This window comes from Marinobacter shunpengi (assembly GCF_045449695.1).
In the GTDB taxonomy this organism is placed as follows: domain Bacteria; phylum Pseudomonadota; class Gammaproteobacteria; order Pseudomonadales; family Oleiphilaceae; genus Marinobacter.
Map to the genome: position 1 here is coordinate 17,432 of NZ_JBJJKZ010000020.1, position 26,338 is coordinate 43,769.

Genomic DNA, 26,338 nt, shown 5'->3' on the forward strand with positions numbered 1-26,338 from the left:
CAGCGACCTTTTGTCGAAGTTGGTTGTAATGATGTTCATTGTCGGTGTACTTGTTGTCGTTCACCCCAACTTTAAGTTGACTCGGGGTGCGAAATGGCCGCTGACGTATATGTCCGTGCTCTTGCTTTTCTGTATTTCGCTAACGTCAATCACTTTACTATGGTCGTATTTTAGTGGACTCGACGACATATACAGTGGAGGACTCCTGGGCCTGGTTTCTGGTGCGCTCGGGCTTTGGGGGTATCGATCAAAGGCCCTGGAAAACCTCAGGGCTCATTTCTATCAAATTTGGCAAGATGAGTATCGAAGGAGGGAGTATTTACGGAAAGGTAAGTGAACCAAGTCCCTTTTCACGCTACTCTCTCCCCCTAACTAAACCCACAAACGCCCCGCCAGCCCGGACGCCCGCACTACCCGCTGCGCGACGCTCTCCTTCAGCACCGCTTCATCCCCGGCGATCAGGCTGAACCAGTGCCGTGCGCGGGTGATGCCGGTGTAGACCAGCTCCCGGGTCAGCACCGGGCTGAGCCGGTCTGGCAGGATCAGGCAGGTGTGGGTGAACTCCGAACCCTGGGACTTGTGAACCGTCATGGCGTAGACGGTTTCCAGTTGCTGCAGCCGGCTGGGGGAGATCCAACGGATATCGTTGCTGCCGTCGCTGGCGGGGAAGGCCACCCGCAGGGTGTGCCGGGGCTGGCCGTGGTCGTCCTCGTCCCAGGGCAGGCTGAAGGTGATGCCGATATCGCCGTTCATCAGGCCCAGGTTGTAATCATTGCCGGTAACCAGCACCGGTCGCCCGGCGTACCAGCCTTCGGCCCGGGGGATCAGCTTTTCGCTTAACAACTGGTGGGCAATGCGGTCGTTCAGACCTTCCACGCCCCAGGGGCCCTTGCGCAGGGCGCAAAGCACCTGGAAATCGGCAAAATCTGCCAGTACCTGCCGGGCCAGGTCGTCCCAGTCCTCGCGGGAACTGGCGGCATCCAGGCCATGGTCCCGCATGCGAGTCAGGTAGTGCTGGTAGCCGGTGGGGGGTGGCAGCGTTCTACCGTTCATCGAGCGCCCTTCACCCCGATCGTGGAAGGCAGCGGGGGAGCCGGTCATGGCATGGTGGCAGATCAGGCGTTGGGTATCCTCGGGCGCCGGGCCGGCGGGCAGTATGGCCACATCCTCGAACCCGCCACTGCGCGCTTTCGCCAGCAGGGCGTCATCCAGGGCGTTGCCGTTCACCGCATCCGCCAGCTTGCGGATGCCGCTGTCTTCGTGGAACCGGTAGCTCTTGCGCAGCATGGCCACGGCCTGGTCCATAGCGCTGCCGTTCTCATCCCGTAAAGATTCCGGCACCTGCATGCCGGTGACGGCTGTCAGCCAGTCCGTAGTCGCGGCTGTGTAATGGGCGGCGCCTGCGCGCTGGCACAGTTCCCCGAGCACGGCGCCAGCGTCCACCGAGGCGAGCTGGTCCCGATCCCCCAGCAGGATCAGGTGGGCGCTGGCGGGCAGGGCGTCGATCACCGATGCCATCAGGTCCACGTCCACCATGGAGGCCTCGTCGATCACCAGGATATCCACCAGCAGCGGGTTGTCCCGGTTATGGCGGAACCGGCGGGAGTCCGGGCGGCTGCCCAGCAGCCGGTGCAGGGTGGTGACCCGGGTGGGGATGTCGTCCTGGCCGACCTGGCCGGGCAGTTTTGCCAGTGGCAGCCGGCTGGCGGCACCGCCGATGGATTCGTTGAGCCGGGCCGCGGCCTTGCCGGTGGGGGCGGCCAGGCGGATGCGATATTTACGGCCCTGGCGTTGCGGCGAGGTGCCGGCCACCGCCTGCAATGCCGCCAGCAGGTTGACCACGGTGGTGGTCTTGCCGGTGCCGGGGCCGCCGGTGATCACGGCAAAGCGGTTACGGGCGGCCAGGGCGCAGGCCAGCTTCTGGTAATCCACGTCATCCCGGGCCGGGAACAGGGTGTCCAGGGTAGTGCGCAGGGTCTGGGTCTCCGGGGAGGCGGGGTCCGCCAGCGCTGAGGGTTGCTCCAGCCGCTGCCGGATGCCGTCGGCAATACGCTGTTCGTAGCGCCAGAAACGGCGCAGATAGAGGCGGTTGCCATCCAGCACCAGCGGCGTGGGCTGGTCGCCCTGGCTGGCGGCGCCGGATAAGGCCAGCGCCTGGTGGCATTCGTCCAGGGTGATCCGGGCCAGCAACTGATCTGGCTTTGGCAGTGCTGGCAGTTCGTCCCCGGTACCCCTGCTGACGGATTCTTCCGGTGGCAGTGACAGGGTCTGGCTGGCATCGTCCAGCAGTGTGCCGAGATCAATGCAGACGTGGCCCCGGCCGACCTGATGGGACACCAGGGCCGCCAGCAGGATCAGTAGCGGTTGGGGGTGTTCCCCCTGTTCCTCGCTCAGGGTGCGGATCAGGTGGGCGAACTCCCGGTCCAGGGCGCGTATCCAGTCCTGCGCCTGCCAATTGGCCAGCAGGTGTTCCATGGCGTCCAGGTTGGCGAAGGGGGTTGTGACATCCATGGGAGGCGTAGTTTCCTGGATAGCGTCTTTGGTGGTCTCGGCCTGCTCCCGAACGGTGGCTTCCGTGGTTTCGTCCAGATCCAGGGAGAACTGCTGGTCGTGGTTGCGCTTCCGACTCATGCCGCTTCCCCCTTGTCCGCATCGCCATCGAACAGGGCGTCCAGGGAGTCGATCAGTGCCCGGGGTGGCTTGTCGGCGAACACCCCGGCGGAGGGTGCCTCGATGCCCCGCAGGAACAGGTACACGGCACCGCCGATATGGGTGTCGTAGTCGTAGTCCGGCAGCCGGGCCTTCAGCAACCGGTGCAGGGCCAGCAGGTAGAGCACGTACTGCAGGTCGTAGCGTTTCTCCAGGATGACTTCCCCCATGGCCTGGCGGGTGTAGGCGCTGTCGTCCTCCCCCAGGGTGTTGGACTTGTAGTCCAGCACGTAATAGCGGCCGTTGTGTTCGAACACCAGGTCGATAAAGCCCTTCACCATGCCGTTGAACGGCTGGTCGTCCACCGCCGGGCGGTCAGCGCCGTTGAGGGTGTGGCGGGTGACCAGGGCGTCCAGCCGGCGGGTGCTGACGTTGCGGCTCTCGAACCAGAATTCCAGCTCCGGGCGCAGGCTGGCGAGGTCGGCCAGGCTGGCGTTTTCCCGGCCGTCCCGGTCCAGGGGCAGCGGCTGGCGGATAATGGCCAGCAGCCACTGCTCCAGGGGTTCGACCCACTCGCTCCAGCCCCGGGTGCGGCAGCGTCGGGCGAGTTGATCCCGCAGCAGCGCCGGGTCGGCGGCAAGTTCAGCCATGCCTTGGGCGGTACACCATTCCAGCAGTTCGTGGAGGAAGGTGCCGGGGCCGGCCCCCTTCGGGAAGTGATGCTGGTTGAGGGCTGTCGGTGGCGCACTGGTTTCTTCCGCTGGCTGGCGGCTCTCCTCCAGCAGGTTCTGGGCTTCGGCGTCTTCCACCTCGTCCACAAAGGGGATGCCGGTGCCGCTCAGGCCGCCGTATTCGATGGAGGAGTAACTGGCAATCCACCAGTCCTCCCGGGCCTCGCGGGTGGAGACCAGGGCCGGGCCGAGGGTTTCCGGGGATTCCTCGGTGTAGTGGGTTTCCTCCGCCTGCGGCAGGGGCGTGACGGTGATTTCCGGATGGTCTTCCGCCAGGGTGTGCAGGCGCGGGCCCAGTTCGCCGCTGGCTTCGCCCTGCGCATCCAGCAGGTAGCCCAGGCCGCTCAGGTGCCAGTCGGACAGGGCGGTGGCGCCCACCCAGGTGGCGTGGCGGGCCCGGGTCAGGGCCACGTAGAGTTTGCGGATGTCCTCCCCGAGGCGTTCCCGGTCGGCCCGGTTGACGTCGTCCGGTTCCGGGTCGAACACGGTGATTAGCTGGCCATTGTCATCGTGGTAGCGAACGAAGGCCTGCTTCTGGTCCTCGGCACGGAACGCGGTGCCAAAGGGCAGGAACACCAGCGGGTATTCCAGGCCCTTGGACTTGTGCACGGTGATCACCTTCACCAGTCCGGCGTCGCTCTCCAGGCGCAGGGTACGGTGCTCGTCCTCGGTGTCGGCAGCCCGCAGGATCTGGGTGTAGTGGTGCACCAGGGCGTGTTCGCCGTCCAGTTGCAAGCTGTCCTGTTGTAGCAGTTCGGCAATGTGGAGGATGTCAGTGAGCCGACGCTCACCATCCGGGCGTTGTAGCAGCCGGCCCGGCACCTGGAAGTCCATCAGGAAACGGCGCAGGGTGGGCAGAACGCCCTGGCTCTGCCATTGCTGCTGGTAGCCCATGAAGCGCTCGATTTCCCGCTCCAGGGCGATTTCGTCGGTGAGCAACTGGTCCAGTTTGTGCCACGGCAATCCCAGGGTGGGCGTTGCCAGGGCAGCCCGGGCCAGGGCCAGTTGCCGGGGCTCGGCGAAGGCTCGCAGCCAGCACAGGATTTCCTGGGCTTCCGGGGAGGTGAGCACCGAGTCACGGTCCGACAGGTAGACGCTGCGGACACGCCGCTGGCGCAGGGCATCGCGAACGGCGGCGGCCTCGTTACGGTTGTTGACCAGGATGGCGATATCGCCGGGGCGCACGGGGTCCAGGTCCGCGGGGTTGTCGTTGGCGGCAAAGCCGGCCTGTCCCGCCTGACCCAGGGTGAGCAGGCGGGCGACCTCGCTGGCGCAGGTGTCCGCCACCCGGTCCGTCGCCGTGCCCTTGGCCGGGTGCTTGCCGTTGTCGTCCTCGCTTTCCAGGGTCCAGAAACTCAGGCTGGGCCGGGCCTCGCCGCTGACCGTCCAGGCGCGTTTGGTGCCATTGGCCTGCACCGGCTGGAAGGGCAGCGGGGTGGTGTCCCCCTTGCCGAACAGGAAGGCGCCGTCCCGGGCATGCTGGTCGCCGTACTGGAACACGCGGTTGACTGCCTTCACCATGGCTTGCGACGAGCGGAAGTTGCGGCCCAGTGTGAAGGTACGGTCCTGCACGCCCCGGCGGGCCTCCAGGTAGGTGTAGATGTCCGCGCCCCGGAAGCCATAGATGGCCTGCTTGGGGTCGCCGATCATCAGCAGGCAGGTGTCGGCATCGTTGTCGGCGACCTGATAGATGCGATCGAAGATACGGTACTGCACCGGGTCTGTGTCCTGGAATTCGTCAATCAGCGCCGCCGGGAACTGACGGCGGATGGTGGCAGCCAGTTGCGGGCCCCGGGGGCCTTGAAGGGCGTCGTCCAGCCGGGTCAGCAGGTCGTCGAAACCCATTTCCGAACGTTTCTGTTTTTCCGATTCCAGGCGCTGGCTGACCCAGTGGCTGGCGTGGCGCAGGATATCCGCCCGGGCGCTGGGCAGGTCGGCGCTGAAGGCCATCAGTTCGGTAATGGCGTCAAAGGCCGGATGTTCGGGCAGTGGGCCGTCGCCTTTCACTTTTTCCGCCAGGCCTTCCGGGGTCTGGTTCTTCAGGCCGGCCTTGTCCAGCCCTTCCGGCAGCAGGTCGTCCGAGTCTACCCAGGCCAGCAGGGTGTCCCAGGCGGTGACCATGGATTTGCGGCTGCTGCCATGGAGACGCTTGCCCAGGCCTTCCAGCAGGGCAATCACCTCGTCTTTCCACTGCGACCAGGGCCGGACCTTGAGGTCATCGGAGCGTTCACGGCGTTTTTTAACCGCGTATTCAATGGCGCCCTGGATGTCGGTTCCCGGTGAGTGCAGCCGGTGACTGTCGTTGAGCAGGTTGCGGACGGACTTGCGCAGGTCCTCCGGGGTTTTCCAGTGGCCGAGGATTTCCTCCATCTGTGCGGGCGGCAGCGGGTAGGCAAAAGTGCGCCAGTAGTCCCGCACCACCTCGTCCAGCAGCTCGGTCTGGTCGGTTTCCAGGGTCAGGCGGAACAGGCTGCCACTGTCGAAGGCGTGCTCGCTGAGCATGCGGTGGCACCAGCCGTGGATGGTGGACACGGCGGCCTCGTCCATCCATTCCGCCGCCAGCAGCAGGCGCTTGCGACAGGCGGGCCAGGTGGCCGGGTCCGGGTAGCTCTCGTCCCGCAACTGGTAGATCAGGGCGGTTTCCGGTGGTGGATTGGTGTCGTCCGCCGCGTCCGAGAACACCTCCGCCGCCTGGGTCAGGCGGGCGCGGATACGGTCCCGCAGCTCCTTGGTGGCGGCCTCGGTGAAGGTGACCACCAGCAGGTTGGGCGGGTCGATGCCCTGGCTGAGTGGTCCGTCTGCTGGCTGGCCATGGCCCAGCACCAGCCTCACGTAGAGGATGGCAATGGTGAAGGTCTTGCCGGTACCGGCACTGGCCTCGATCAGGGTGCTGCCGTTGAGAGGCAGGGACAGCGGGTTGAGGGTGGTGCTGTGCTGGCTCATGCTTCTCCCCCGATCTGTTCCGCAGCGGCCTTGTCCTGCTCCGCTTCCCACAGCGGCAGGTAGATCTGGTGCAGCCAGCCTTCGAAGGCCTCGCTCACCAGTTGTTCCGGTGTTTCAAAGGCGCTGCGCAGGTAGCCGGTGTCCCGTTGCAGGGCGATGTCATAGGCCGCGAGGGCATCCTCGATGGCCTTGTCGTGGTCTGCCCGGTACTTCTTGCTTTGATAGAAACTGTAGATCCAGGCAAAGGCGGCCTCGCAGTGCAGGGGCAGGGTCCGGGTGGTGGCCTGCATCCAGCCGGTGAGTATGTTGTCCAGATGCTTACGGGCCTGCTCCGCTGGCAGGGGCGCGAAGGTGATATTTCGCTTCTCTTCCTTGCCCAGGATCAGGGTGGTGAATGGTGTGTCGGTGAGCTGGCCGGCCAGGTGGATCACCCAGTCGGTCATCAGGTTGGCATAGCGCACCTTGCGGGTGCTGCCGGAGCCGGACAGCAGGCTGGAACGGGACACCACCAGCCGGCAGAAACCACCATCGGGGCCGGTTCGCAGGCCGTCGATCAGGTCCAGAAGCTCCACGGAACCCAGGTCGCCGGTAGCGGTATGCTGGAAGGTGACGGGCTCCGCCAGTGCTTCCGGCCACTCACCCAGTGCCTGTCGATAGCGGCCGTGCAGGTCCGGCAGACGTTCGGATAAATCCGAGCGCAACCGATGCTCGGTCAGGCCCATGCCCAGGTCGCCCCGGCGGGCCATGCGGTCCAGGGTGGTGTGGATACGGTCCTGCAGTTCATCGTCGCCATCGGCCTTGAGTACTGCCTCGCCAATCAGTTCGTTGTCCAGGCACCAGCGGTCCAGGCCGTTGAGGTCGAAATTCTCGTTATCCGTGTCGTCTTCCTCCACCCCTTCAAAGCGCACCTGTAGCCGTCGCTGGAAGAAGGTCTCGATGGGGCGTTTGAGGAACGCGGCCAGCTCCGCGAAGGTGATGGGTTCCTCCGGCGGCTGCCAGGGCAGGGCGGCCTGTTCAGACTCGTCCGGGCGGCTGCCATGGGCACTGCGCCACTCCTGCTCATAGGTGAACAGGTGTCGTTCCCGCAGGATGTCCTCCAGGGGGCGCGGCAGGCTGTCCGGCTCCGGTTGCAGGCCGTTGGCCTGGGGGAAATAGGCCCGGCTGAACGGCTGCAACGGGTGTTCGGTGGTGAGGGCGCGGGTGACGTGCTGGTCCGGGTGACCGGCCACCTGCCACAGGCTGTCGAGATGGTCCTGCAACTGGCTGACCAGTACCGAGGGCGGTCGTTCCGAGTCGTCCTTGATACTGCGTCCCACCCAACTGATGTAGAGCTGCTCCCGGGCGGAGAGCAGTGCCTCCAGGAAAAGGTAGCGGTCGTCCTCCCGCCGTGAGCGGTCCCCCGGCCGATAGTCGTTGGCCATCAGGTCGAAGTCCACCGGTGGCCGGGAACGGGGATAGTCACCATCGTTCATGCCCAGCAGGCACACCTTGCGGAAGGGAATGGCCCGCATTGGCATCAGGGTGGCGAAGTTGACCTTGCCCGCCAGGAAGCGCTGGTTCAGACCGCCCTCATCCAGCCCGTCCAGCAGCACATCCCTGACGATGTTCAGGGGCAGCGGGGTGTCCTGCAGGCCGGCGGCCAGGGCATCCTCCAGCCACTGCTCCAGGTGCCGGCGAAAACGGTTCAGCAACAGCAGGTCGTGGCCTTCCAGGTCCTTGAAGAACTGCTCCAGCATATCCGAGAACAGGGCTTCCCACCCGGTGGGTGTGCGGGGCTGTTGCAGGGCGTTCCACAGGTTTTCGAGCCGGGAGACAAAATCCGACAGCCGGCCCGCCAGGCTGGCCTGCAGGCCGCCGATTTCGGCATAGGGTTCGACCCCGGCCCAGGGCTCGTCGTCCCCCATGCCATAGCCCAGCAGCATGGCCCGCAGGCCCGACTGCCAGGTGTTGCGGGCCAGGTCGCCGGGCAGTTCCAGGGTCTCCCGCTGCTGGCGGTTCAGACCCCAGCGGATATTGGCGCCTTCCACCCAGCGCCGGGCCAGGGGGATGTCGTCCTCGCCAATGTTGAAGCGCTGGCGGATGCCCGGCACTTCAAGCAGGCTGATGATCTCGCTCACCGCAAAGCGGCTGCGGGGCAGGCCCATCAGGGTTTCCAGGGCGATCAGCACCGGTTCGTGGTGGCGCTGACCCTGGTCGGAAATGGTGAAGGGGATATAGCGGGTGCTACCCGCCTGGTAGCGGCTGAAGACCGCCTGGATATGGGGTGCATAGACGTTGATATCCGGTACCATCACGATCACGTCCCGGGGCCGCAGGGTGTCGTCCGCGTTGAAGGCGGCCAGCAACTGGTCGTGGAGGATCTCCACTTCCCGCTGGGGGCTGTGGGCATCGTGGAAGGCTAGGGAGTGGTCGATAGCCGGGTCCACGGTTCGCTGTTGTTCGCGGATTTCCTGCAGGGGCGTCAGCTGGTAGATGTCATTCTGCAACTGGTGCAGCAGGCGGCGCAGCTCCGGATCACCGTGCTCGGAGAAGATGTCGATCTTCTGGTCCGGAGTCTGGAACCGGTGCTGGTATTCGTCCGGATTATCGAATTCGTCCAGCAGCCTTATATAGTCGCGGCCCTGTTTGCCCCAGGCAGCCAGCAGCGGGTTGGCGTGCTGGTGCAGTTGTTCCGGGTCGGCGACCTTCATCAGGGTGGGGTGTTCACGACCCCGGCGGCGCTGGGCGTTGAGCAGGTCCCGGTCGCTGATGATATCGGCCCAGTAGAACTGGCTGGGGTTATGGACGCACAGCACCACCTGGCAGAACCGGCTCAGTACATGCAGGGCCTCCAGCGCCTGCCGGGGCAGGGACGACACCCCGAACACCACGATGCGTTGAGGCAGCCGCCCGGGGTTGGCGGGGCGTTGCAGGCGCTCGCCTTCTTCCATGAACCGGGTGTGGATGCGTGAACGGCTGGTCTGGGACAGCTCACCCACATCCGCCACCAGCGCCCTCCACAGCCTGGGCTGCCAGAGGGTTTCGGCATCCAGAAGCTTTTCCTCGCCCCGGGCAGTGATCATCACCTCGTGGCCCTGCTCCCAGGCACTGAGCCAGTCGGCCCGGAATACCTGGTACTGATCGAACAGGTCGGCCACCTTCTCCGCCAGTTGGAAGGCCCGCAGGTCCGGGTCGGTGCCTTCCAGGAAACGGGCCAGGGGGGCGAACACCTCGTCCGTGGGCACCAACTCCGGCAGCAGACGGTACAGCCGCCATACCAGCCGCCGCTTGTCGAAGGGGGACTGCTCCGGCACTTCGCCGTCCGGCAGCACGGCCCGGTAGGCCTGCCAGATAAAGCGGGCCGGGAACAGGAAGTCCATGCCGGCGGCAATACCCAGCCCACCGTCAACGCCGTCGTCGGAACGCTTCTCCGCCAGGGCCAGCTTCAGCCATTGCGCGATGCCGTTGCTCTGCACCAGGAAGGTCTCGCTGTCCAGGGGCGGCACCGGTGTCTGACGGCACAGGTACACCACCGCCCGGCGCAGGTCCTCAAGGTGGTTGGCGTGGATGGCGTGGAAGCCGGGCTGTAGGTGGGCGGTCTGGGTCATCTTGCTCCCGGTTCGGGTACGTCGTTTGATCCTGTACAGGTTACCGCAACTGACCCCGGAAAACCGATCCGGCGATCGACCCGGCTATTGGGTGACGGGCGCAGTCTATCCTGGCGGTCTATACTTGATCAGTAAGGTGCAGTAGTCAGTTTGGTCCATCCATCGTCGGCTCACGACCGTATCCACCGGTAGTGTCGGTCCCTGCGGAGGGCTCCAAGATGACGAAAAGACGACGAACTGTCCATGTCGGGCTGCCGGTCCTGCTGGTGGCCCTGGGGCTGCTCGCCCTGGTCTCCGTTTCGCCGCTGGCCGACGAGACGGACGCGGCCATCCGCGATGTCATCCTCACCCAGATCGAAGCCTTTGCCAACGATGACGAGCTGGGCGCCTGGGTCCACGCCTCCCGGGGCATCCAGAGGCGTTTGCGCTCCCCCGAAATGCTGCTCTATGTGATACAGAACGCCTACCCACCGGTACACCGGGCTGCGTCCATCCGTTTTGGACAACGCATTCCCCACGACGAGTTCGAGGTTCAGGTGGTGCGCCTGGAGGGGCCGGAAGGCAAACTATGGGATGCCTATTACCGCATGGTCCGCAAGGACAGTGAATGGAAGGTGGGCGGTGTCACCCTGCAGCGGGCGGACTTTGGCATCTGATTCTCAGGGACACCAGATGCCTTGAGCCCCGCCTGGACTCATCGTAGAGTTGGGTCCTCGATGCCATCCGCCACAGGTTGCTTTCGTCAGTGATGAATACCCCCGACAGGCAGGATTCGCGACCACAGACTGCGGACCTGACCAACCCGCTGTACTACCTGGAAAACATGGAAACCGTGGTGAACTGGGTCGACGATCACCACGGCGACCTGCTGACGACCGATGAGCGCCGTCGGCTGGCGGATTTCCGCCTGCTGTCGGTGTCCGCCCGTGCCCTGCTGACCCGGATGATCATGCGTACCGGTGAGCTGTTCCGGGCCGACAAGCTGAGTTACCCGGAGCTGCCGGAGCCGGAACCGGTTGCCCTCGCGGAACTGGCGGCGGGCGGATGGGTGCGGACAGCGGATCGGGTGAGCCTGGATGACTTGTTCCACCTGTTCACCCTGGCGGAACTGCGACCAGCGTTTGCGGCCACCCTGTCGGATCTCGGGTATGCCCGGGCGCTTCCCAAGGCTGGCATGAAAGCGGCGCTGGCGGATCACCTGGACGATGCCATCCGTCTTGCGGACTGGCTGCCGGCGCATCACGATAACGTGGTCCACCTGCCCCATATGCCCCTGTTCGACCGTATCCGCCTGATGTTCTTTGGCAACCTGCGCCAGAACTGGTCGGATTTTGTGCTGGTGGAACTGGGCTACCAGCAGTACGAGAAGGTCTCTTTCACACCCGAATCCCGGGCATTCCAGCACCGGCATGAGGTCGACTGCTATCTGGTCATGCACCAGTGCCGGGAGCAACTGGACGAGGGCGTGCCCGCTGCGAATCTCTGGCCACAAGTACCTGCTCTCACTGAAAATACCTGGCTGGCCAGCCGACGTGATCGATTACTGCTGGAACTGGGCCGGCAGGCGGAACGCCAGGGCGAGCGGGAACTGGCGCTGGAGGTACTGGCGCAAAGCACCCACCGGGAGGCGCGGCTGAAACAGCTGCGGTTGCTGGAGCGGATGAAGCGCTTTGACGACGCCTGGGCCATCGCCCGGGACTGGCATACCACGGAACTCAGCGATGCCGAGGCCCAGGGCCTGGCCCGCATCCTCAAGCGGGTGGCCCGCAAGGTCGAGCAGCCGGTGCCGGAGCTGCCTGCCGAGCCCGCACCGGACGACTTCCTGGTAACCCTGCCCCACACGGGCGTGCCGGTGGAGGTGGCCGTCCAGCAGCATCTGTGGCACGACCACCAGCCGGTGTTCTACGTGGAGAACACCCTGATCAACGGCCTGTTCGGGTTGTTGTGTTGGGATGTTGTCTTTGCACCGGTGCCGGGGGCCTTCTTTCACCCCTTCCATATGGGGCCGGCGGACCTGACCCGTGAGGATTTCGTACCCCGTCGTCGGGAACGGCTGGAACAGTGCTTTGCCCACCTGGAGGACGGTGATTACGGTCACATCATCCTGGCGAACTACCGGCGCAAGCAGGGGCTGGCCAACCCGTTCGTCAACTGGCTGGTGGTGAACGAAGACTTGCTGGAACTGGCACTGGACTGCATCCCTGCCAGCCACCTGGAGGTGCTGTTCCGGCGGCTGCTCCACAACCTGAAGGAACACCGCAGCGGTTTCCCGGACCTGATCCGTTTCCTGCCCGATGAGGTGGACCCGGCCCGGCGCTATGAGATGATCGAGGTGAAGGGCCCCGGTGACCGCTTGCAGGACCATCAGCGGCGATGGTTGGCGTTCTTCCACCACCAGGGCATCGCGGCGCGGGTCTGCTACGTGCGCTGGCTGGGTGACGGAACGTGAAGGTCGCGGTCCGTACCCTCTGCGAGTTTGCCGCCCGCCGGGGTGACCTGGATTTCCGTTATACCCCGGCGCCCTCGTCGGAGGAGGGCATCGCAGGCCATAAGTCGGTGCAATCCCGCCGTGGTTACGGCTACCAGAGTGAGTACCAGCTCACCGGTGAATGCCTGGGGCTCGAACTGTCCGGTCGTGCCGACCTGTACAATCCCCACAAAGGCCTGCTGGAAGAGATCAAGACCCACCGGGGTGACCTGTCCCGCATTCGCGAACACCAGCGCGCCCTGCATCGGGCCCAGTTGCGGGCCTATGGTGCGCTGTTGTGCCGCCAGGAAAACCGTCGCAAGGTCACCCTGTCGCTGGTCTATTACGACACCGCCCGGGACAGGGAATCGCCGGTCACGGAAACCGCTACGGCGGATGAACTGTGGCAGGAACTGGAAACCCTGTGCCACACCTACAAACACTGGGCCGAGCAGGAAGAACACCATCGTGAACAGAGGGATCAGCGGCTGGGCCAGCTGCGGTTCCCGTTCGCGGATTTCCGCACCGGTCAGCGGCAACTGGCGGAAACCGTCTACCGTAACGCCGTTCAGTCCCGCACACTGTTGCTGGAAGCGCCCACCGGGCTGGGCAAGACCCTGGGCACCCTGTTCCCGGCACTGGTGGCCATGCCCACCGGCGCTCAGGACCGCCTGTTTTACCTCACCTGCCGCAACACCACCCGGCAACTGGCCATTGATGGGGTGAACGCCCTGCGGGCAGCCCAGCCGGAACCGGACCACTGGCCCCTGCGCACCCTGGAACTGGTGTCCAAGGACGACGCCTGCGAACACCCGGACAAGGCCTGCCACGGCGATTCCTGCCCCCTGGCGAAGGGCTTTTTCGATCGCCTGCCGGATGCCCGGGCCGAGGCGGCACAGGTGCGGGAACCCCTGACCCGGGAGCGGCTGGCGACGATAGCCGCCGGCCATGAACTCTGCCCCTACTTCCTGGCCCAGGAGATGGCCCGCTGGAGCGATGTGGTGGTGGCCGACGTCAACCGGCTGTTTGACCAGAGTGCGCTGCTCCATGCTCTGGTGAACCAGAACCAGTGGCGGGCCAGTGTGCTGGTGGACGAGGCCCACAACCTGGTGGACCGGGCCCGGGGCATGTACTCGGTGCGACTGGATCAGCAACGCCTGTTACGGGTGAAAAAGACAGCGCCGAAGAGCCTGAAGGCCCCCCTGAACCGGGTGGCCAGGACCTGGCAGGACGTGGTGCGGGAGCAGGAAGCGGCGGGCACCGAGCCGGTATTCCTCGAGTCGTTGCCAAACCGTCTGCCTGCAGCGCTGCAGGGGCTGGTTTCCGCGCTGACCGACTACCTGGCGGATAACCCGCCGGACCTGGCCCTGCAGGAACTGCTGTTCGAGAGCGTGGCCTTCCTGAAACTGGCGGACCAGTTCGGCGACCACTCCCTGTGCGAGTTCCACCGGCCAGGGCGGGGCAGGGCCAGCGTGACCATCCAGAACCTGATTCCGGCGGATTTCCTGCGGGAGCGTTTTACGGCGGCCGACTCGGTGTTGCTGTTCTCCGCCACCCTGACCCCGGGTGTCTACCACCGGGACTTGCTGGGACTGCCGGATGACAGCCGCTTTACCTCACTGCCCAGTCCGTTCGATGCCGGGCAGTTGCAGGTTCGGTTCACGCCAGACATCAGTACCCGCAAACCGGACCGGGAGGCGTCCCTGGCGGCCATCGCGGACCTGATCGCCCGCCAGTTCCGGGCGCGCCCGGGGCACTACCTGGCCTTCTTCAGCAGCTTCCAGTACATGCGGCAGGTGTCGGAGGCCCTGGCCAGCCGGGATCCGGATCTGCCCCAGCGGTCACAACACCCCGGGATGAGTCACGAACAGCGCGCCGACTTCCTGGCGGGCTTCCGTCAGCCCGAGCCGGCGGTGGCTTTTGCAGTGCTGGGCGGGGTGTTCAGTGAAGGCATCGACCTGCCCGGTGACCAGTTGATCGGCGCCTTCGTGGCAACCCTCGGGCTGCCACCGTTCGACCCCTGGCATGAGGTGCTCAAGACCCGGCTGGACGCCCGCTTTGCCACCGGCTACGACTATACCTATCGCATCCCCGGCCTGCAGAAGGTGGCCCAGGCGGCAGGCCGGGTGATACGGACACCGGAGGACGAAGGCGTGATCTGGCTGATTGACGACCGCTTCCTGCAGACAGCGAACCGGTCGCTGCTGCCGGGGTGGTGGTTTGATCCGTCATCCGGCTGAACCTGAAAACCCTCGATCGTCTGACTAAAGGCGCAATGACGGCAGACGGAACACCTGTATACAATGCCCCGCAGGTGAGGGCGGTAATAATGTAGCCCTCTGTTGTACCTGTAGTATATGGAATGTCCATGGTTTCAGTTCGCTGTCGGAACCTGGTGGCTGTGCTTTTGCTCGGGCTTGTCCCGGTACTGGCCCAGGCCACCATCAAGCAGTCTTCCTCGGGGCTTTGCCATCCGCCGCAAAGTCCCTGGTATGAGCGCACCACCACCTTTACCGCCTATGACAGCCTTGAAGCCTGCCTGGCCGCAGACGGGCGTTTGCCGGACGGGGTGAGCATTGCCAGCGCTGACCCGGCGGATGCGGGCTACCGGCGCAGCGCCTTCGGCCACGGCTGGGATGACCGGGACGGCGACTGCCAGGACAGTCGCGCCGAGGCACTGATTGCCACCTCCACCACCAACGTCCGCTTTGCCGGCGCGGACCGGTGCCGGGTGGTGACCGGCCGCTGGATATCACCGTTCACCGGCGAAGTGATCCAGAACGCCGGCGATATCGACATCGACCATGTGGTGCCCCTGGTCTGGGCCTGGCATAACGGTGCCAGTGAGTGGTCCCGGGAACGCCGGGAGGCCTTTGCCAACGACCCCCTCAACCTCTGGCCCGTGGAAGCAAGCCTCAACCGCAGCAAGGGTGGCCGGGGGCCGGACGAGTGGATGCCGCCGGCGGGAGAGTGCCAGTACATCAGCCGGTTCATGCGAATCCTGATCAAGTACGACCTCAAGCCTCCGGAATCAGAAGCCCGGGCCTTCAACCGGTTACTCGATACCTGTCGAGGCTAACGGTGCCTTCTGGGGAGGTAACCGCGGGACGATGGTTTGTGACAAGGCGCTATACCGGATGTTGATATACCGGGTGCAATAAAATATAAGTTAAATACACAACCAATGAGAATTGGAAACACGGCCTTGTCGCCATCAACGGGAAGCCTTGTGCATGGACCCGAAAGACACCATCCCGGGGGGCGACGGATTCGTCCTGCCGCGGGGTCCGGAGGCGCCGGATGACAGCGCCATCAGCGAGCGGGATTTCATCGGTTACAGTCAACTGGTGGCCTCGCTGTATCGCTGCCTCAACGATAACAGCGGGTTCCAGCCCTTCTTCGATGCCTTCCAGTCCCACTTCCGGTGCCTCCAGGGCGGTATCCTGGGGCTCACCCTGGCCCCCATCCGCATGATGTATGGCTGGACCTTCGGATATCCGGAGGGGTTCGAGCAGTGGTTTATCAACAGTGACCTGCCCCGGCAGGACGAGGCCCTGAAAACCTTCGCCGCCCTTCCACCCCGTCATTTTGATAGCCTGGTCGGTGGCGATGCCTCGGTGGATATCCTGGACCTTCTCACCGAGGACACCCGGGCCTGGGCGGCGGAAGCCGGCCTTGGAGACAGTGCGGGCATGCTGGTGACCCGGGGGCGTGATGCCCAGATCGTGTTCCTGGCAAACCGCCATCGCAGCGAAGGCCCGTACAGCCGTCAGGAAATCCTGCAGATGAACCTGCTGGCACCCCATATTGAGAATGCCATCAACCTCCACCACAAGCTATATCACTCCCGGGCGGATAACCGCAGTCTGTCGGCAGCGCTGGACCTGGTGGGCAAGCCCATGCTGGTGTTCAACGAGCTGGCCCAGGTGGCTCAGCTCAATGCGTCGGCCAGGGAGGTACTGCGGGATCATCCCCGGCTGTTTGTGACTGACGGTCCGGCACCCGTTCTGCGGAGTCGTCATGCGGGCTTCAACGAGGAACTGATGGCGGCCATTGCCACCAGTGTCTTCAATGCTCGCTTGAACGTTCACGACACCGTCACGCTGGTGGATGGCTCGGGAGACGAGCGTCTGGCCTTGTGCTTTACGCCCCTTCAGGATGACGGCGGCCATGGCCAGGGAGCCCTGGCGGAACTGATATGTTTCTCCTCCTCCCGCGACGTTGACGAGGACAGGCTCAGGGCCCTGTTCGACTGCACGGTGGCGGAATCGCGCACGGCGGCGTTGCTGATGCGGGGCCTGACATCGGACCAGATTGCCGGGGCCGAAGCCCTGTCCATCCACACGGTTCGCCAATACATCAAGAGCCTGCTATCGAAGAATGGCTACCGGCGCCAGGCGGAGTTGGTGGCTGCGCTGGTGCGGGCCCTGGGGTAGCTGGAGCGACGGCCGAGCGCGGGCAGGGGACCTTCTGTTAGGCTTGGGGAATATGAACGAGGAGCCCCTGATGCCTGAAGATCCCCTGAAAACCCTGTCGGATATGGCCAGCGACGCCCATGCCCGCATCCAGCAGGCCCACGAGCACATCAACCCGGTGGTGGAAGTTCGTCGTGGCATGCGGGATGCCGGTATTCCGGCGGATGTGATGACCATCGACTGTCTGCGGACCCGCCGGCGAATCCTGCTGATCCTGCACGATGAGGAGCCCGGCACCCTGCTGTACCAGTTCGTGACGCTCGAAGAGGAAATGGGGGAGGAATTTCGCCGGACTCCCCTGTCGGAGGTCAGCACCGATACCCTGGTGGACTGGATCAAGGGCTACTTCAGTCCGGATGCCTGAGATCGCGTTCATCCGGTCATGGCGGGCAGGATTATGCATGGTATGAATAGTCGATCATCAAAATCATGCATTTGTCAGATCCGGCCGGTCTGCTTAGTCTTCCAGATCCACTGATCCAGATTCCGATAACAACACCCGGAGGCCTTATGGCTTTACCTACCCTTGAAACGACCCAGTACAGCGTGGACCAGGGCATTGCCACCATCACCCTGAACCGCCCCGACAGGCTCAACGCCTACAACGCGAAGATGCGTGAGGAACTGCTGGCCCTGTTCGACGAGACCGACGCCGATGACAATGTGAAAGCGGTGGTGATCACCGGTGCGGGCCGCGGCTTCTGTGCCGGGGCGGACCTCGCCTCCGGCGGTTCCACCTTTGACCGCAACGCCCAGTCCGGCGACCTGTCCCGGGAGTCCCTCAGGGTTGGGGATGTCTATCGTGATGGCGGCGGCACCAATACCCTGCGCATCTACGAGAGCCTCAAGCCCGTGATCGGGGCGATCAATGGCCCGGCGGTGGGCATCGGTGCCACCATGCAGCTGCCCATGGATTTCCGTCTGGCGTCCACCCAGGCCAAGTTCGGCTTTGTCTTCGCCCGTCGCGGCATCACCATGGAAGCGGCGTCGTCCTGGTTCCTGCCCCGCCTGGTGGGCATGCAGACCGCCATGGAGTGGTGCATGACCGGTCGGGTATTCGGTGCCGAAGAGGCCCTGCAGAAGGGGCTGGTCCGCTCGCTCCATGAGCCCGACGACCTGCTGCCGGCAGCCTACGAACTGGCCCGTGAGATTGCCGATAACACTGCACCGGTGTCCGTTGCCCTGACCCGTCAGATGCTGTGGCGCATGTCCGCGGCACCGCACCCGATGTACGCCCACCGCATCGACAGCCGCTCCATCCAGGCCCGGGGCGAATCGGCGGATGCGAAGGAAGGGGTGACCTCGTTCCTGGAGAAGCGTCCGGCGGAGTTCCCCAACAAGGTATCCACCGACATGCCCGCGTTCTTCCCCTGGTGGGATGAGCCGCCGTTCGAGTAAGCCTTCCGGTAGGAGTCTGTGCGGTAGACATCGCGCAGGCTCCTGGGGCTACGGTTGCGTAGCCCTGTCTTCCGCATCAATCAGCACTTCCTGCAACTGCACTGCCGCCTCCCGTAACAGTGGCTCGTGGGCCTTCAGCTCTTCCAGGCTGCTGCGGATAACCGGGGCGTGGCAGAACAGGCAGGCGGCCAGCCGTCCGTCCCGGTGGGTGACCGGTACCGAGATGGCGACCATGCCGTCGATGAATTCCTCGTTGTCGATACCCAGATCGGTCTGGCGAATCTGCTCCAGCTCTTCTTCCAGTTGGTCCGCGTCGACGATGGTGTTGCGGGCCAGTTTGACCAGGGGCAGGTTCCTGAGGACCCGGCGGCGAGTGGCCTTGGGCAGTCGGGCCAGGTAGAGCTTGCCGCTGGCCGATCCCCAGATGGGCACATGACTGCCGATGGGCAGGTGAACCTGCAGCGGCCAGTTGGCCTGCACCCGGTCGTAGTAGATCATCTCGGTGCCGTCGGGAATGGAAATGCCGCAGGTTTCATCGATCCGGTGTGACAGGCCCTGGAGGATGGCCTGGCGCTGCACCTTGATCTCGTTGCTGTTCATGACCCCCAGGGCAATCGCACGCATGGCGGGCCCGGGGACCAGGTTGCCGCGCATATTGGTCTGGAAGAAGCGTTGTTCCTCCAGTTGCTGGACCAGCCGGTGGGCGGTGGCCTTGGGAATGTTGAGTTCGGCGATCAGCTCGGGCAGGGGCGTCGCCTTTTCAGCGGTGCAGACATGGTGAAGGATGTCCAGCACCCGCAGGATCGAGGAACCTTTTTCACGGCGGGACGCCGTTTGGTGGTCGCGAGAGGTGGTCATGAATCCCTATCCAGACATTGTTAACAGGAGGCCGATGCTACCATGACATCGGTCGGGCATCGGCCTCCATCGCCGGTTACAGCGTGGGCATGTTGAAGTCGGGATTCTGGCGAATGCCGGTCGGCCAGCGACTGGTGATGGTCTTCATGCGGGTGAAGAAACGCACCCCGTCCGGCCCGTGCATATGCAATGGCCCGAACAGTGACCGTTTCCAGCCCCCGAAGCAGTGATAGGCCATGGGCACCGGAATGGGCACGTTGATGCCCACCATCCCCACCTGGATATCGTCGCCAAAGTTGCGGGCGGTATCCCCATCCCGGGTAAAGATCGCGGTGCCGTTGCCGTACTCGTGGTCGTTGATCAGGGACACCGCCGAGTCATAGTCGGGCACCCGTACCACCGACAGCACCGGCCCGAAGATTTCCTGCTGGTAGATGTCCATGGCCGGCGTGACATCGTCAAACAGGGTACCGCCGATAAAGTAGCCGGTCTCATGGCCCGGAACCTCAACGCCACGGCCATCCACTACCAGGCTGGCGCCCTGGGCCACGCCGGAGTCGATAAAGTCCCGTACCCGGTCCCGGTGTTCACCGGAAATCAGCGGTCCCATGTCGTTCTCGGTGTCGACGCCGTAGCCCGGTCCAACCCGCAGTGCCTGCACCTTCTCCTTTAAGCGTTTGACCAGCGCATCCCCTACCTCATCGGTTACCGCCACCGCCACCGAGATGGCCATGCAGCGTTCACCGGCGGCGCCGTAGGCCGCGCCCATCAGAGCGTTGACCGCCTGGTCCAGGTCCGCATCCGGCATCACCACCAGGTGATTCTTGGCCCCACCCAGGGCCTGCACTCGCTTACCATGGGCGCTGCCGGTGGCATAGATGTACTCGGCCACCGGGGTTGAGCCGACAAAGCTGACGGCCTCGACCCTGGGGTCGGTGAGCAGCACATCGACGGCTTCCTTGTCGCCGTTGATGACGTTGAAGACGCCTTCGGGCAGGCCCGCCTCGGCAAGCAGTTCGGCGATGCGCAGGGCGACCGAGGGATCCTTCTCCGAGGGCTTGAGGATAAAGGTATTGCCGGCTGCAATCGCCACCGGGAACATCCACATGGGCACCATGGCCGGGAAATTGAACGGCGAGATACCGGCACACACGCCCAGGGGCATCATCAGTGAATGGGTGTCCACCTCGCTGCCCACATTGCGGCTGTGTTCTCCCTTGAGCAGGTGGGGCATGCCGCAGGCGAATTCCACCACTTCCTTGCCCCGGGTCAGTTCCCCCCTGGCATCCGACAGGACCTTGCCGTGTTCACGGGAGATCAGTTCCGCCAGCTCGTCCTCGTGTTCTTCCAGCAGGGCCTTGAACCGGAACAGGATGCGCGCCCGGCTCAGTGGCGGCGTCCGGGACCAGGCAGAAAAGGCCTCATGGGCAGCCTGGATACCGCGCTCGGTGTCGGCCTTTGAGGCCAGGGCGACCTGGCAGCGGACTTCGCCGGTGGCCGGGTCATGGACCGGGGCCGTGCGCCCGCCGTCGCCGGCATTGTGGGTGTTGTTGATAAAATGTCCGAGAATGTTCTGCATCCTGATTTACTCCTGGTTCCACACCTGTTCGTAAAGTTCGACCATTTCCGCCTGGCTGGGTACCCGGGGGTTGTTGCCCGGTGATCCGGATGCCTGGGCCTGTTCCGCCATCAGTTCCCGCAGCTCCATGAAACGGGCCTCGTCGATGCCAAAGGCCGCCATGCTGGGCACTTCCAGCTCCCGGTTCAGGGCGCGCAATTCCGCCAGCAACTTGTCGTTGGCGGCGTCATCCGAATCTTCCGCCCCGGCAATGCCCATGGCCCGGGCACAGCGGGCATACCGGTCCGGCGCCCCGGGCAGGGAAAATCGGGTGATTGCGGGCAGCAGCATGGCGTTGCTGAGCCCGTGGGGCACATGGAAGTGGGCGCCGATGGGGCGGCTCATGCCATGGACCAGGGCGACGGACGCGTTGGAGAAGGCAATGCCCGCCAGGGTGGAGCCCATCATCATCGCCTCCCGCGCTTCCCGGTCCTCGGGGTTGTGGTAGACCCGGCGCAGGTTGGGCGCGATCAGCGCGATGGCGGCCAGGGCCTGCTGGTCGCTGAATGGGCCGGCCTTCCGGCTGACGTAGGCCTCGATGCCATGGGTCAGGGCGTCAATGCCGGTATCCGCGGTAACCCGGGCGGGTACGGACAGGGTCAGTTCGTAATCCACAATCGCGGCGTAGGGCATGAAGGCCAGGCCCATGCACAGCATTTTTTCATCGGAATCGCCGTCGGTGATGATGGTGAAGCGGGTGGCCTCGGACCCCGTACCAGCGGTGGTGGGAATGGCCACCACGGGCAGTGCCGGCTCGGATACATCCCTTGGCACCTTGTAGTCGGCCATGCGACCGCCATGGAGACCCAGTACCGAGATGGCCTTGGCGCTGTCGATGGCACTGCCTCCGCCCAACGCCACCACGGCATCGAAGCTGCCTTGCCGGAGCTGTTCCACCGCTGGCAGGAGGGAGCTTTCGGTGGGCTCAGGCTCGGTGTCGGCAAAGAGCCCCCAGGTCATGCCAGCTGTCTTCAGAATATCGGTGAGCCGGTCAGCGTAGCCGAGGGACATCATCACCTGGTCGGTCACGATCAGTGGGTTGCGGCATGCCAGGGTGGACAGGATGTCCGGCAGGCGCTGGAGGGTGCCGGGTCCGGTTTCCAGGATGCGCGGCAGGACGACTCGTTGGGTCATGGCTTGATCCTCTTGTTGGTATAGGGCGTTTGGGAAAGGGTGTTATCGATCTTGTTATTCGATAATGAGACAAAAAGTATCGTTATTGCAATATAAGAATTAAAAAAAGTGCTTGACGGTTTGAATAATTCGAATCTAGTCTATTTCCAGATCGAGTGGTCAGACCATCAGTCCATTGATCCAGTGAAGCGTCCTTATCCGATTCGTCGAGGCATGTTGCGTAATGAGTATTGAACCCCTGGAAAGAAAGAGCTTGAGCGACCTGGTGGTTGAGAAGATCAAGCAGCTGATTCTCAAGGGTGAGCTGAAGGAAGGCGACCGGATTCCCGGTGAAAGGGAGCTCTGCGAGCAGTTTGCCGTCAGCCGGGCATCGGTGCGGGAGGGTCTCAAGATCCTCTCGCTCCAGGGGCTGCTGAAGCGCACGAATGCCGGTACCGTCATTACCACCAGCTTTTCCTCGATCCTGGAGGAGACGCTGACCCTGAAGATCCTGCTGGATGACACCAGCTACGAGGACATCACCGAAGCGCGGCTGTTCCTGGAGAAGACCATGGTGAGCCTGGCGGCGGAGCGGATCACCGACGAGGACATCGATCTGATGGAGCAGCACCTGGCCTCAATGATCGATGCCGACGAGCGGGAGAACAACAACGATTTCGTGATCGCCGATATCGCGTTCCACCAGCAGATTGCCAAGGCCTCCCGCAGCAGCGTCCTGATCATTCTCTACAACTCCATCATCATGCTGATCTTCAAGGTGCAGACCCGGGTCGGCTATGACGCCACGGTGATGAAGGAGTCCATCAAGTATCACCGCCGGATCCTGGACGCCCTGAAGCGGGGCGATGTGCCGGAGTCCGAACACGAAATGCAGTCCCACCTGCTGGATGTACAGGAAAGGCTCGATCACATGACCGGGATCGATAAACTCAAAGCTGGAGAATAAAAAGATGTACGTGCGTTTTAACGACAACAACAACGAAATCCATGAAGGCTACCTGGAAGGGGATAAGGTCTTCTATCTCAACGGTCCCATGCTGGAGGGCGGCAGCGCCAGTGAGCGCTCCGTGGACCTGGCCAGTGTTCGCCTGCTGGCACCCTGCGAGCCGAGCAAGGTGGTCTGTGTGGGGCTGAACTACCGGGACCACGCGGCGGAAATGAACGAGACCCTGCCCAAGGAACCGCTGCTGTTCATGAAGCCCTCCACCTCGGTGATTGGCCACCAGGAGGCGATTGTCGCTCCGGCCCACAGCAAACGCCTGGACTATGAAGGGGAGCTGGGCATTGTCATCGCCAAGCGCGCCAAGAACGTGTCGGTGGAAGAGGCCAGCGGCTACATCTTCGGTTACACCTGCGCCAACGACTTTACCGCCCGTGACCTGCAACTGGGCGACAAGCAATGGACCCGGGGCAAGTCCTTCGACACCTTCTGCCCGATTGGACCGGGCATCGTCCCCACCATCAATCAGAAGGATACGACCATCGAGCTGACCGTGAATGGCGAGGTGCGGCAACGGTCCAACCTCAACCAGCTGATCTTCAACGTGCATGAAGTGGTCAGCTACATCTCGGCCCACATGACCCTGCTCCCGGGGGACGTGATCCTGACCGGCACGCCCCACGGCGTTGGTCCCGTTACGCCCGGCGATTCCATGACCGTCACCATCGACGGCATTGGCTCGCTGACCAATCAACTGGTGGCCGGTTAAGCAACGGACCAGACGCCGCCGGCCTTATGTGGCCGGCGTTTCCCCGATTTCTGAAAGGAGCAGACCGTGGCCAAGTATTCTGTATTCATGACCGATAGTATCTTCCCCGACACGGCCATCGAGCGGGACGAACTGGGGCTCGCCGATGCGGAGCTGACGTTTTCCAGCGCCCCGGATGCCGACACCCTGATCCGCGAGGGCCGTGACTGCGATGCCATGCTGGTGGTCTACGCCAAGGTGGATGCCAGCGTCATTAATAGCCTCACCCGCTGCAAGGTCATCGTGCGAGCCGGCATCGGCTTCAACAATGTGGACCTGGAAGCGGCCACCAAAGCCGGGATCATGGTGGCTAACGTTCCCGACTACTGTCTGGATGAAGTGGCCGATCACACCATGGCCCTGGCGTTGTCCGTGATCCGTCGCACCTGCCTGCTGAACCGTAAAGTGGCCGATGGGGTCTGGAGCATCGCCGATGCCAAACCCATGCCCCCGCTGCGGGGCGCCGTGTTCGGGCTGTTTGGCTGTGGCGCGATCGGCCAGCAGGTGGGCCGGCGGGCCGCCGCCTTCGGTATGGACGTGGTTGGTTATGACCCCTACGCGCCGGAATCCACCTTCAGCGACAATGGTATTCGTCGCGTCACCGACTTTGACGACTTCCTGGGCAGCGTCGATGTGCTGTCCCTGCATGTGCCGCTGACCGACGACACCCACCACATCATCGACCGGGAAAACCTGGAGAAGATGAAGCCCTCCGCGTATGTCATCAACACCTCAAGGGGTGGGCTGATCAATGAGCAGGACCTGCAGGAGGTCCTGGAGGAGGGTCGACTGGCCGGTGCCGGCATTGACGTGCTGGAGACTGAACCGCCGGAGCAGGCCCCGCCGCTGTCCCGGCTTGCCAACACGGTCATCACACCCCATGCCGCGTTTTACTCCGAGGCATCGGTGGTTGAACTGAGGAAGAAGGCGTCCCGGGAGATCATCCGCACGCTGCAGGAGGGGCAGCCGAAGTTCTGGGTCAACCGGAACTGGAAATAACCCGAGAACAACCAATAACAAACCGGCCCATCCCAGGCGGGATGGTCATTTCCCAGAAAACGGATCCAACCTGATCCGAACACGGCGTCACTCGTCTGATCGCCAATGCAAAACAACAACAAGGAGTACCACATGCACCGTAAACTGTCTGCCATAACCGCAGCGTTCGTCATGATGGCCGGCGCGATGTCACTGACCGTGCCAGTCGTGGCATCCGCCGCCGATGTCACCATCAAGTTTGCCCACAATGGCAATACCGATCCCAAGGACCCCCAGAACGTTGGCGTGGCTGCCTTCAAGGAGATGGTGGAAGAGCGCTCCGACGGGGCCATTGAGGTCAACATCTATCCCGCCGGACAACTCGGCGATGCCAGGACCATCGTCGAGAGCGTCCAGATGGGCAGCCTGGAAATGGGCGACGTCGAAAACGGCCCCATGGGTCGGTTCGTGCCGGAAGCCATGCTCTGGGACCTGCCGTTTATCTTCCGGGACATTGACCATGCCCACAAGGTGCTGGACGGCGAGATCGGCCAGCAGGTCCAGGAAGCGTACCTGGACGTGGGCATCCGCCACCTGGCCTACAACGATGGCGGCTTCCGCTACTTCACCAATGACGAGCGCCCCATCGAGACCATGGCAGACCTGGAGGGCCTGAAGATCCGGGTGATGGAAAGCGAAGTCATGATCGATACGGTGAACGCATTTGGTGCCTCAGCGGTTCCCATGTCGTTCGGCGAACTCTACTCGGCGTTGCAGCAAGGTGTTGTCGATGGGCAGGAAAACCCGATGAACCTCATCTACAGCCAGCGCTTCTATGAGGTCCAGCAATACCTGTCCCTGAGCGGCCACTTCTACTATCCCCGTCAGTTCATCGCCTCCGAGCGCTGGTGGCAGGGTCTGAGTGAGGAACACCAGGCCATTATCGCCAAAGCCGCCAAGGAAGCCTGTGATATCCAGCGGGCGGAGCTGGCCAGCTACGAGCAGGAGATCCGTGGCGTTCTGGAAGAGAAGGGCATGGTGATCAATGAGGTGGACAAGTCCGACTTCATCGAGGTCGCCAAGCAGGACATCTATCCCATGTCCTATGAAACCATCGGCGAGGGCGATGCCGACAAGGCCAGGGAACTGGTCCAGCGCATCCTCAACACCAAGTAATACTGAAGCCGGGGGGAGTTCACGCTTCCCCCGGCTTCATCTCCAATAATAAGCGGTGACGATGTCGGGATGGCAAACGTGAAGACAACAAACGATTCGGGCCTGGTTCACTACTTCAATACCCTGGTCAAGTGGCAGTTGGTCGCCATGATGATGGCGATTGCCGGCCTTACCTTCTATCAGGTGATCATGCGCTATGTGTTCAGTAGCGCGTCCTCCTGGAGTGAGGAGCTTATCCGGTTCATCTTTATCTGGTGCAGCTTCATGGCCGCCGCGATTGGTGTGCGTGAAGGGATACACATCGGCATCACTATATTCGTTGATCTGCTGCCCCGTAAATTCGCTCCCCTGATGCACATTTTGGTGAATCTGGCCATCCTGATCTTTGCCGGATTCATGGTTTATTACGGCTGGCAGAACGTCAAGATGGCGGATGGCCAACCGTCACCGGCCCTGGGCATTCCCATGAGCTGGGTGTACCTGTCGATTCCGGTGATGGGCGCTATGATGGTGTTCTACTGCACCCTGGAAATCGGCGATGCCTGGAAGCGCTTCACCGCGTCGGGGAGTCACTGA

The 26,338-nt window shown here is 63.5% G+C and carries 18 protein-coding genes; 12 read left to right on the forward strand and 6 right to left on the reverse strand.

What is annotated here, in order from left to right; genetic code table 11:
* Positions 1–372 precede the first annotated feature (372 nt).
* From recD to recC, 3 genes are read right to left on the reverse strand one after another with little or no spacing between them, the layout of a single operon-like run.
* Entirely contained in the window at positions 373–2,631 is a 2,259-nt protein-coding gene (gene recD, locus ACJO2E_RS17505; protein WP_406965560.1) for an exodeoxyribonuclease V subunit alpha, read from the reverse strand.
* Entirely contained in the window at positions 2,628–6,323 is a 3,696-nt protein-coding gene (gene recB / locus ACJO2E_RS17510) for an exodeoxyribonuclease V subunit beta (protein WP_406965562.1), read from the reverse strand. Before recB ends, recD begins: the two co-directional genes overlap by 4 nt.
* Positions 6,320–9,910: an exodeoxyribonuclease V subunit gamma gene (gene recC / locus ACJO2E_RS17515; protein ID WP_406965563.1), complete on the reverse strand. Its 3,591-nt coding sequence runs from the start codon at positions 9,908–9,910 to the stop codon at positions 6,320–6,322. The genes recB and recC overlap by 4 nt, the downstream gene beginning before the upstream one ends.
* 218 nt (positions 9,911–10,128) lie before the next feature.
* On the opposite strand from recC, the gene ACJO2E_RS17520 reads away from it, so the two are divergent.
* The 7 genes from ACJO2E_RS17520 (at position 10,129) to ACJO2E_RS17550 (ending at position 18,250) form a co-directional block, all read left to right on the forward strand.
* Positions 10,129–10,566: a DUF4864 domain-containing protein gene (locus ACJO2E_RS17520; RefSeq protein WP_406965564.1), complete on the forward strand. Its 438-nt coding sequence runs from the start codon at positions 10,129–10,131 to the stop codon at positions 10,564–10,566.
* A 92-nt stretch (positions 10,567–10,658) separates the two neighbouring features.
* Complete coding sequence (locus ACJO2E_RS17525) at positions 10,659–12,359, forward strand: VRR-NUC domain-containing protein (RefSeq protein WP_406965565.1); 1,701 nt, start codon at positions 10,659–10,661, stop codon at positions 12,357–12,359.
* Positions 12,356–14,617 (forward strand): helicase C-terminal domain-containing protein, encoded by a 2,262-nt coding sequence (locus tag ACJO2E_RS17530; protein ID WP_406965566.1) that lies wholly within the window; start codon positions 12,356–12,358, stop codon positions 14,615–14,617. The genes ACJO2E_RS17525 and ACJO2E_RS17530 overlap by 4 nt, the downstream gene beginning before the upstream one ends.
* Positions 14,618–14,772: 155 nt before the next feature.
* A complete protein-coding gene (locus ACJO2E_RS17535; protein WP_406965567.1) occupies positions 14,773–15,456 on the forward strand; it encodes an HNH endonuclease family protein in 684 nt (227 codons plus the stop codon).
* 154 nt (positions 15,457–15,610) lie between these two features.
* On the forward strand, positions 15,611–16,813 hold the full coding sequence (locus ACJO2E_RS17540) for a helix-turn-helix transcriptional regulator (protein ID WP_406965569.1): 1,203 nt from the start codon (positions 15,611–15,613) through the stop codon (positions 16,811–16,813).
* A 70-nt stretch (positions 16,814–16,883) separates the two neighbouring features.
* The gene (locus ACJO2E_RS17545) at positions 16,884–17,216 is read left to right on the forward strand and encodes a hypothetical protein (protein WP_406965570.1); all 333 of its coding nucleotides are present in this window, start codon (positions 16,884–16,886) and stop codon (positions 17,214–17,216) included.
* Positions 17,217–17,362: 146 nt separating this feature from the next.
* Positions 17,363–18,250 (forward strand): crotonase/enoyl-CoA hydratase family protein, encoded by an 888-nt coding sequence (locus ACJO2E_RS17550; RefSeq protein ID WP_406965571.1) that lies wholly within the window; start codon positions 17,363–17,365, stop codon positions 18,248–18,250.
* Between the two features lie 48 nt (positions 18,251–18,298).
* Here ACJO2E_RS17550 and ACJO2E_RS17555 read toward each other — a convergent pair whose 3' ends face one another.
* The 3 genes from ACJO2E_RS17555 to ACJO2E_RS17565 form a co-directional block, all read right to left on the reverse strand.
* Positions 18,299–19,108: an IclR family transcriptional regulator gene (locus tag ACJO2E_RS17555; RefSeq protein ID WP_406965572.1), complete on the reverse strand. Its 810-nt coding sequence runs from the start codon at positions 19,106–19,108 to the stop codon at positions 18,299–18,301.
* A 76-nt stretch (positions 19,109–19,184) separates the two neighbouring features.
* Positions 19,185–20,687: a CoA-acylating methylmalonate-semialdehyde dehydrogenase gene (locus ACJO2E_RS17560; protein ID WP_406965573.1), complete on the reverse strand. Its 1,503-nt coding sequence runs from the start codon at positions 20,685–20,687 to the stop codon at positions 19,185–19,187.
* 6 nt (positions 20,688–20,693) lie between these two features.
* Positions 20,694–21,860, reverse strand: coding sequence for an iron-containing alcohol dehydrogenase (locus ACJO2E_RS17565; protein ID WP_406965575.1), 1,167 nt, complete (start codon positions 21,858–21,860; stop codon positions 20,694–20,696).
* A gap of 223 nt (positions 21,861–22,083) precedes the next feature.
* Here ACJO2E_RS17565 and ACJO2E_RS17570 point away from each other — a divergent pair, with 223 nt between their 5' ends.
* The 5 genes from ACJO2E_RS17570 (at position 22,084) to ACJO2E_RS17590 (ending at position 26,338) form a co-directional block, all read left to right on the forward strand.
* The gene (locus ACJO2E_RS17570; protein ID WP_406965577.1) at positions 22,084–22,806 is read left to right on the forward strand and encodes a FadR/GntR family transcriptional regulator; all 723 of its coding nucleotides are present in this window, start codon (positions 22,084–22,086) and stop codon (positions 22,804–22,806) included.
* A 4-nt stretch (positions 22,807–22,810) separates the two neighbouring features.
* Positions 22,811–23,569: a fumarylacetoacetate hydrolase family protein gene (locus ACJO2E_RS17575; protein ID WP_406965579.1), complete on the forward strand. Its 759-nt coding sequence runs from the start codon at positions 22,811–22,813 to the stop codon at positions 23,567–23,569.
* 66 nt (positions 23,570–23,635) lie between these two features.
* Complete coding sequence (locus tag ACJO2E_RS17580; protein WP_406965580.1) at positions 23,636–24,607, forward strand: C-terminal binding protein; 972 nt, start codon at positions 23,636–23,638, stop codon at positions 24,605–24,607.
* A 132-nt stretch (positions 24,608–24,739) separates the two neighbouring features.
* On the forward strand, positions 24,740–25,762 hold the full coding sequence (locus tag ACJO2E_RS17585) for a TRAP transporter substrate-binding protein (RefSeq protein ID WP_406965581.1): 1,023 nt from the start codon (positions 24,740–24,742) through the stop codon (positions 25,760–25,762).
* Positions 25,763–25,840: 78 nt separating this feature from the next.
* Positions 25,841–26,338 carry a TRAP transporter small permease gene (locus ACJO2E_RS17590; RefSeq protein WP_406965583.1) on the forward strand — a complete coding sequence of 166 codons (498 nt, stop codon included), beginning with the start codon at positions 25,841–25,843 and terminating at the stop codon, positions 26,336–26,338.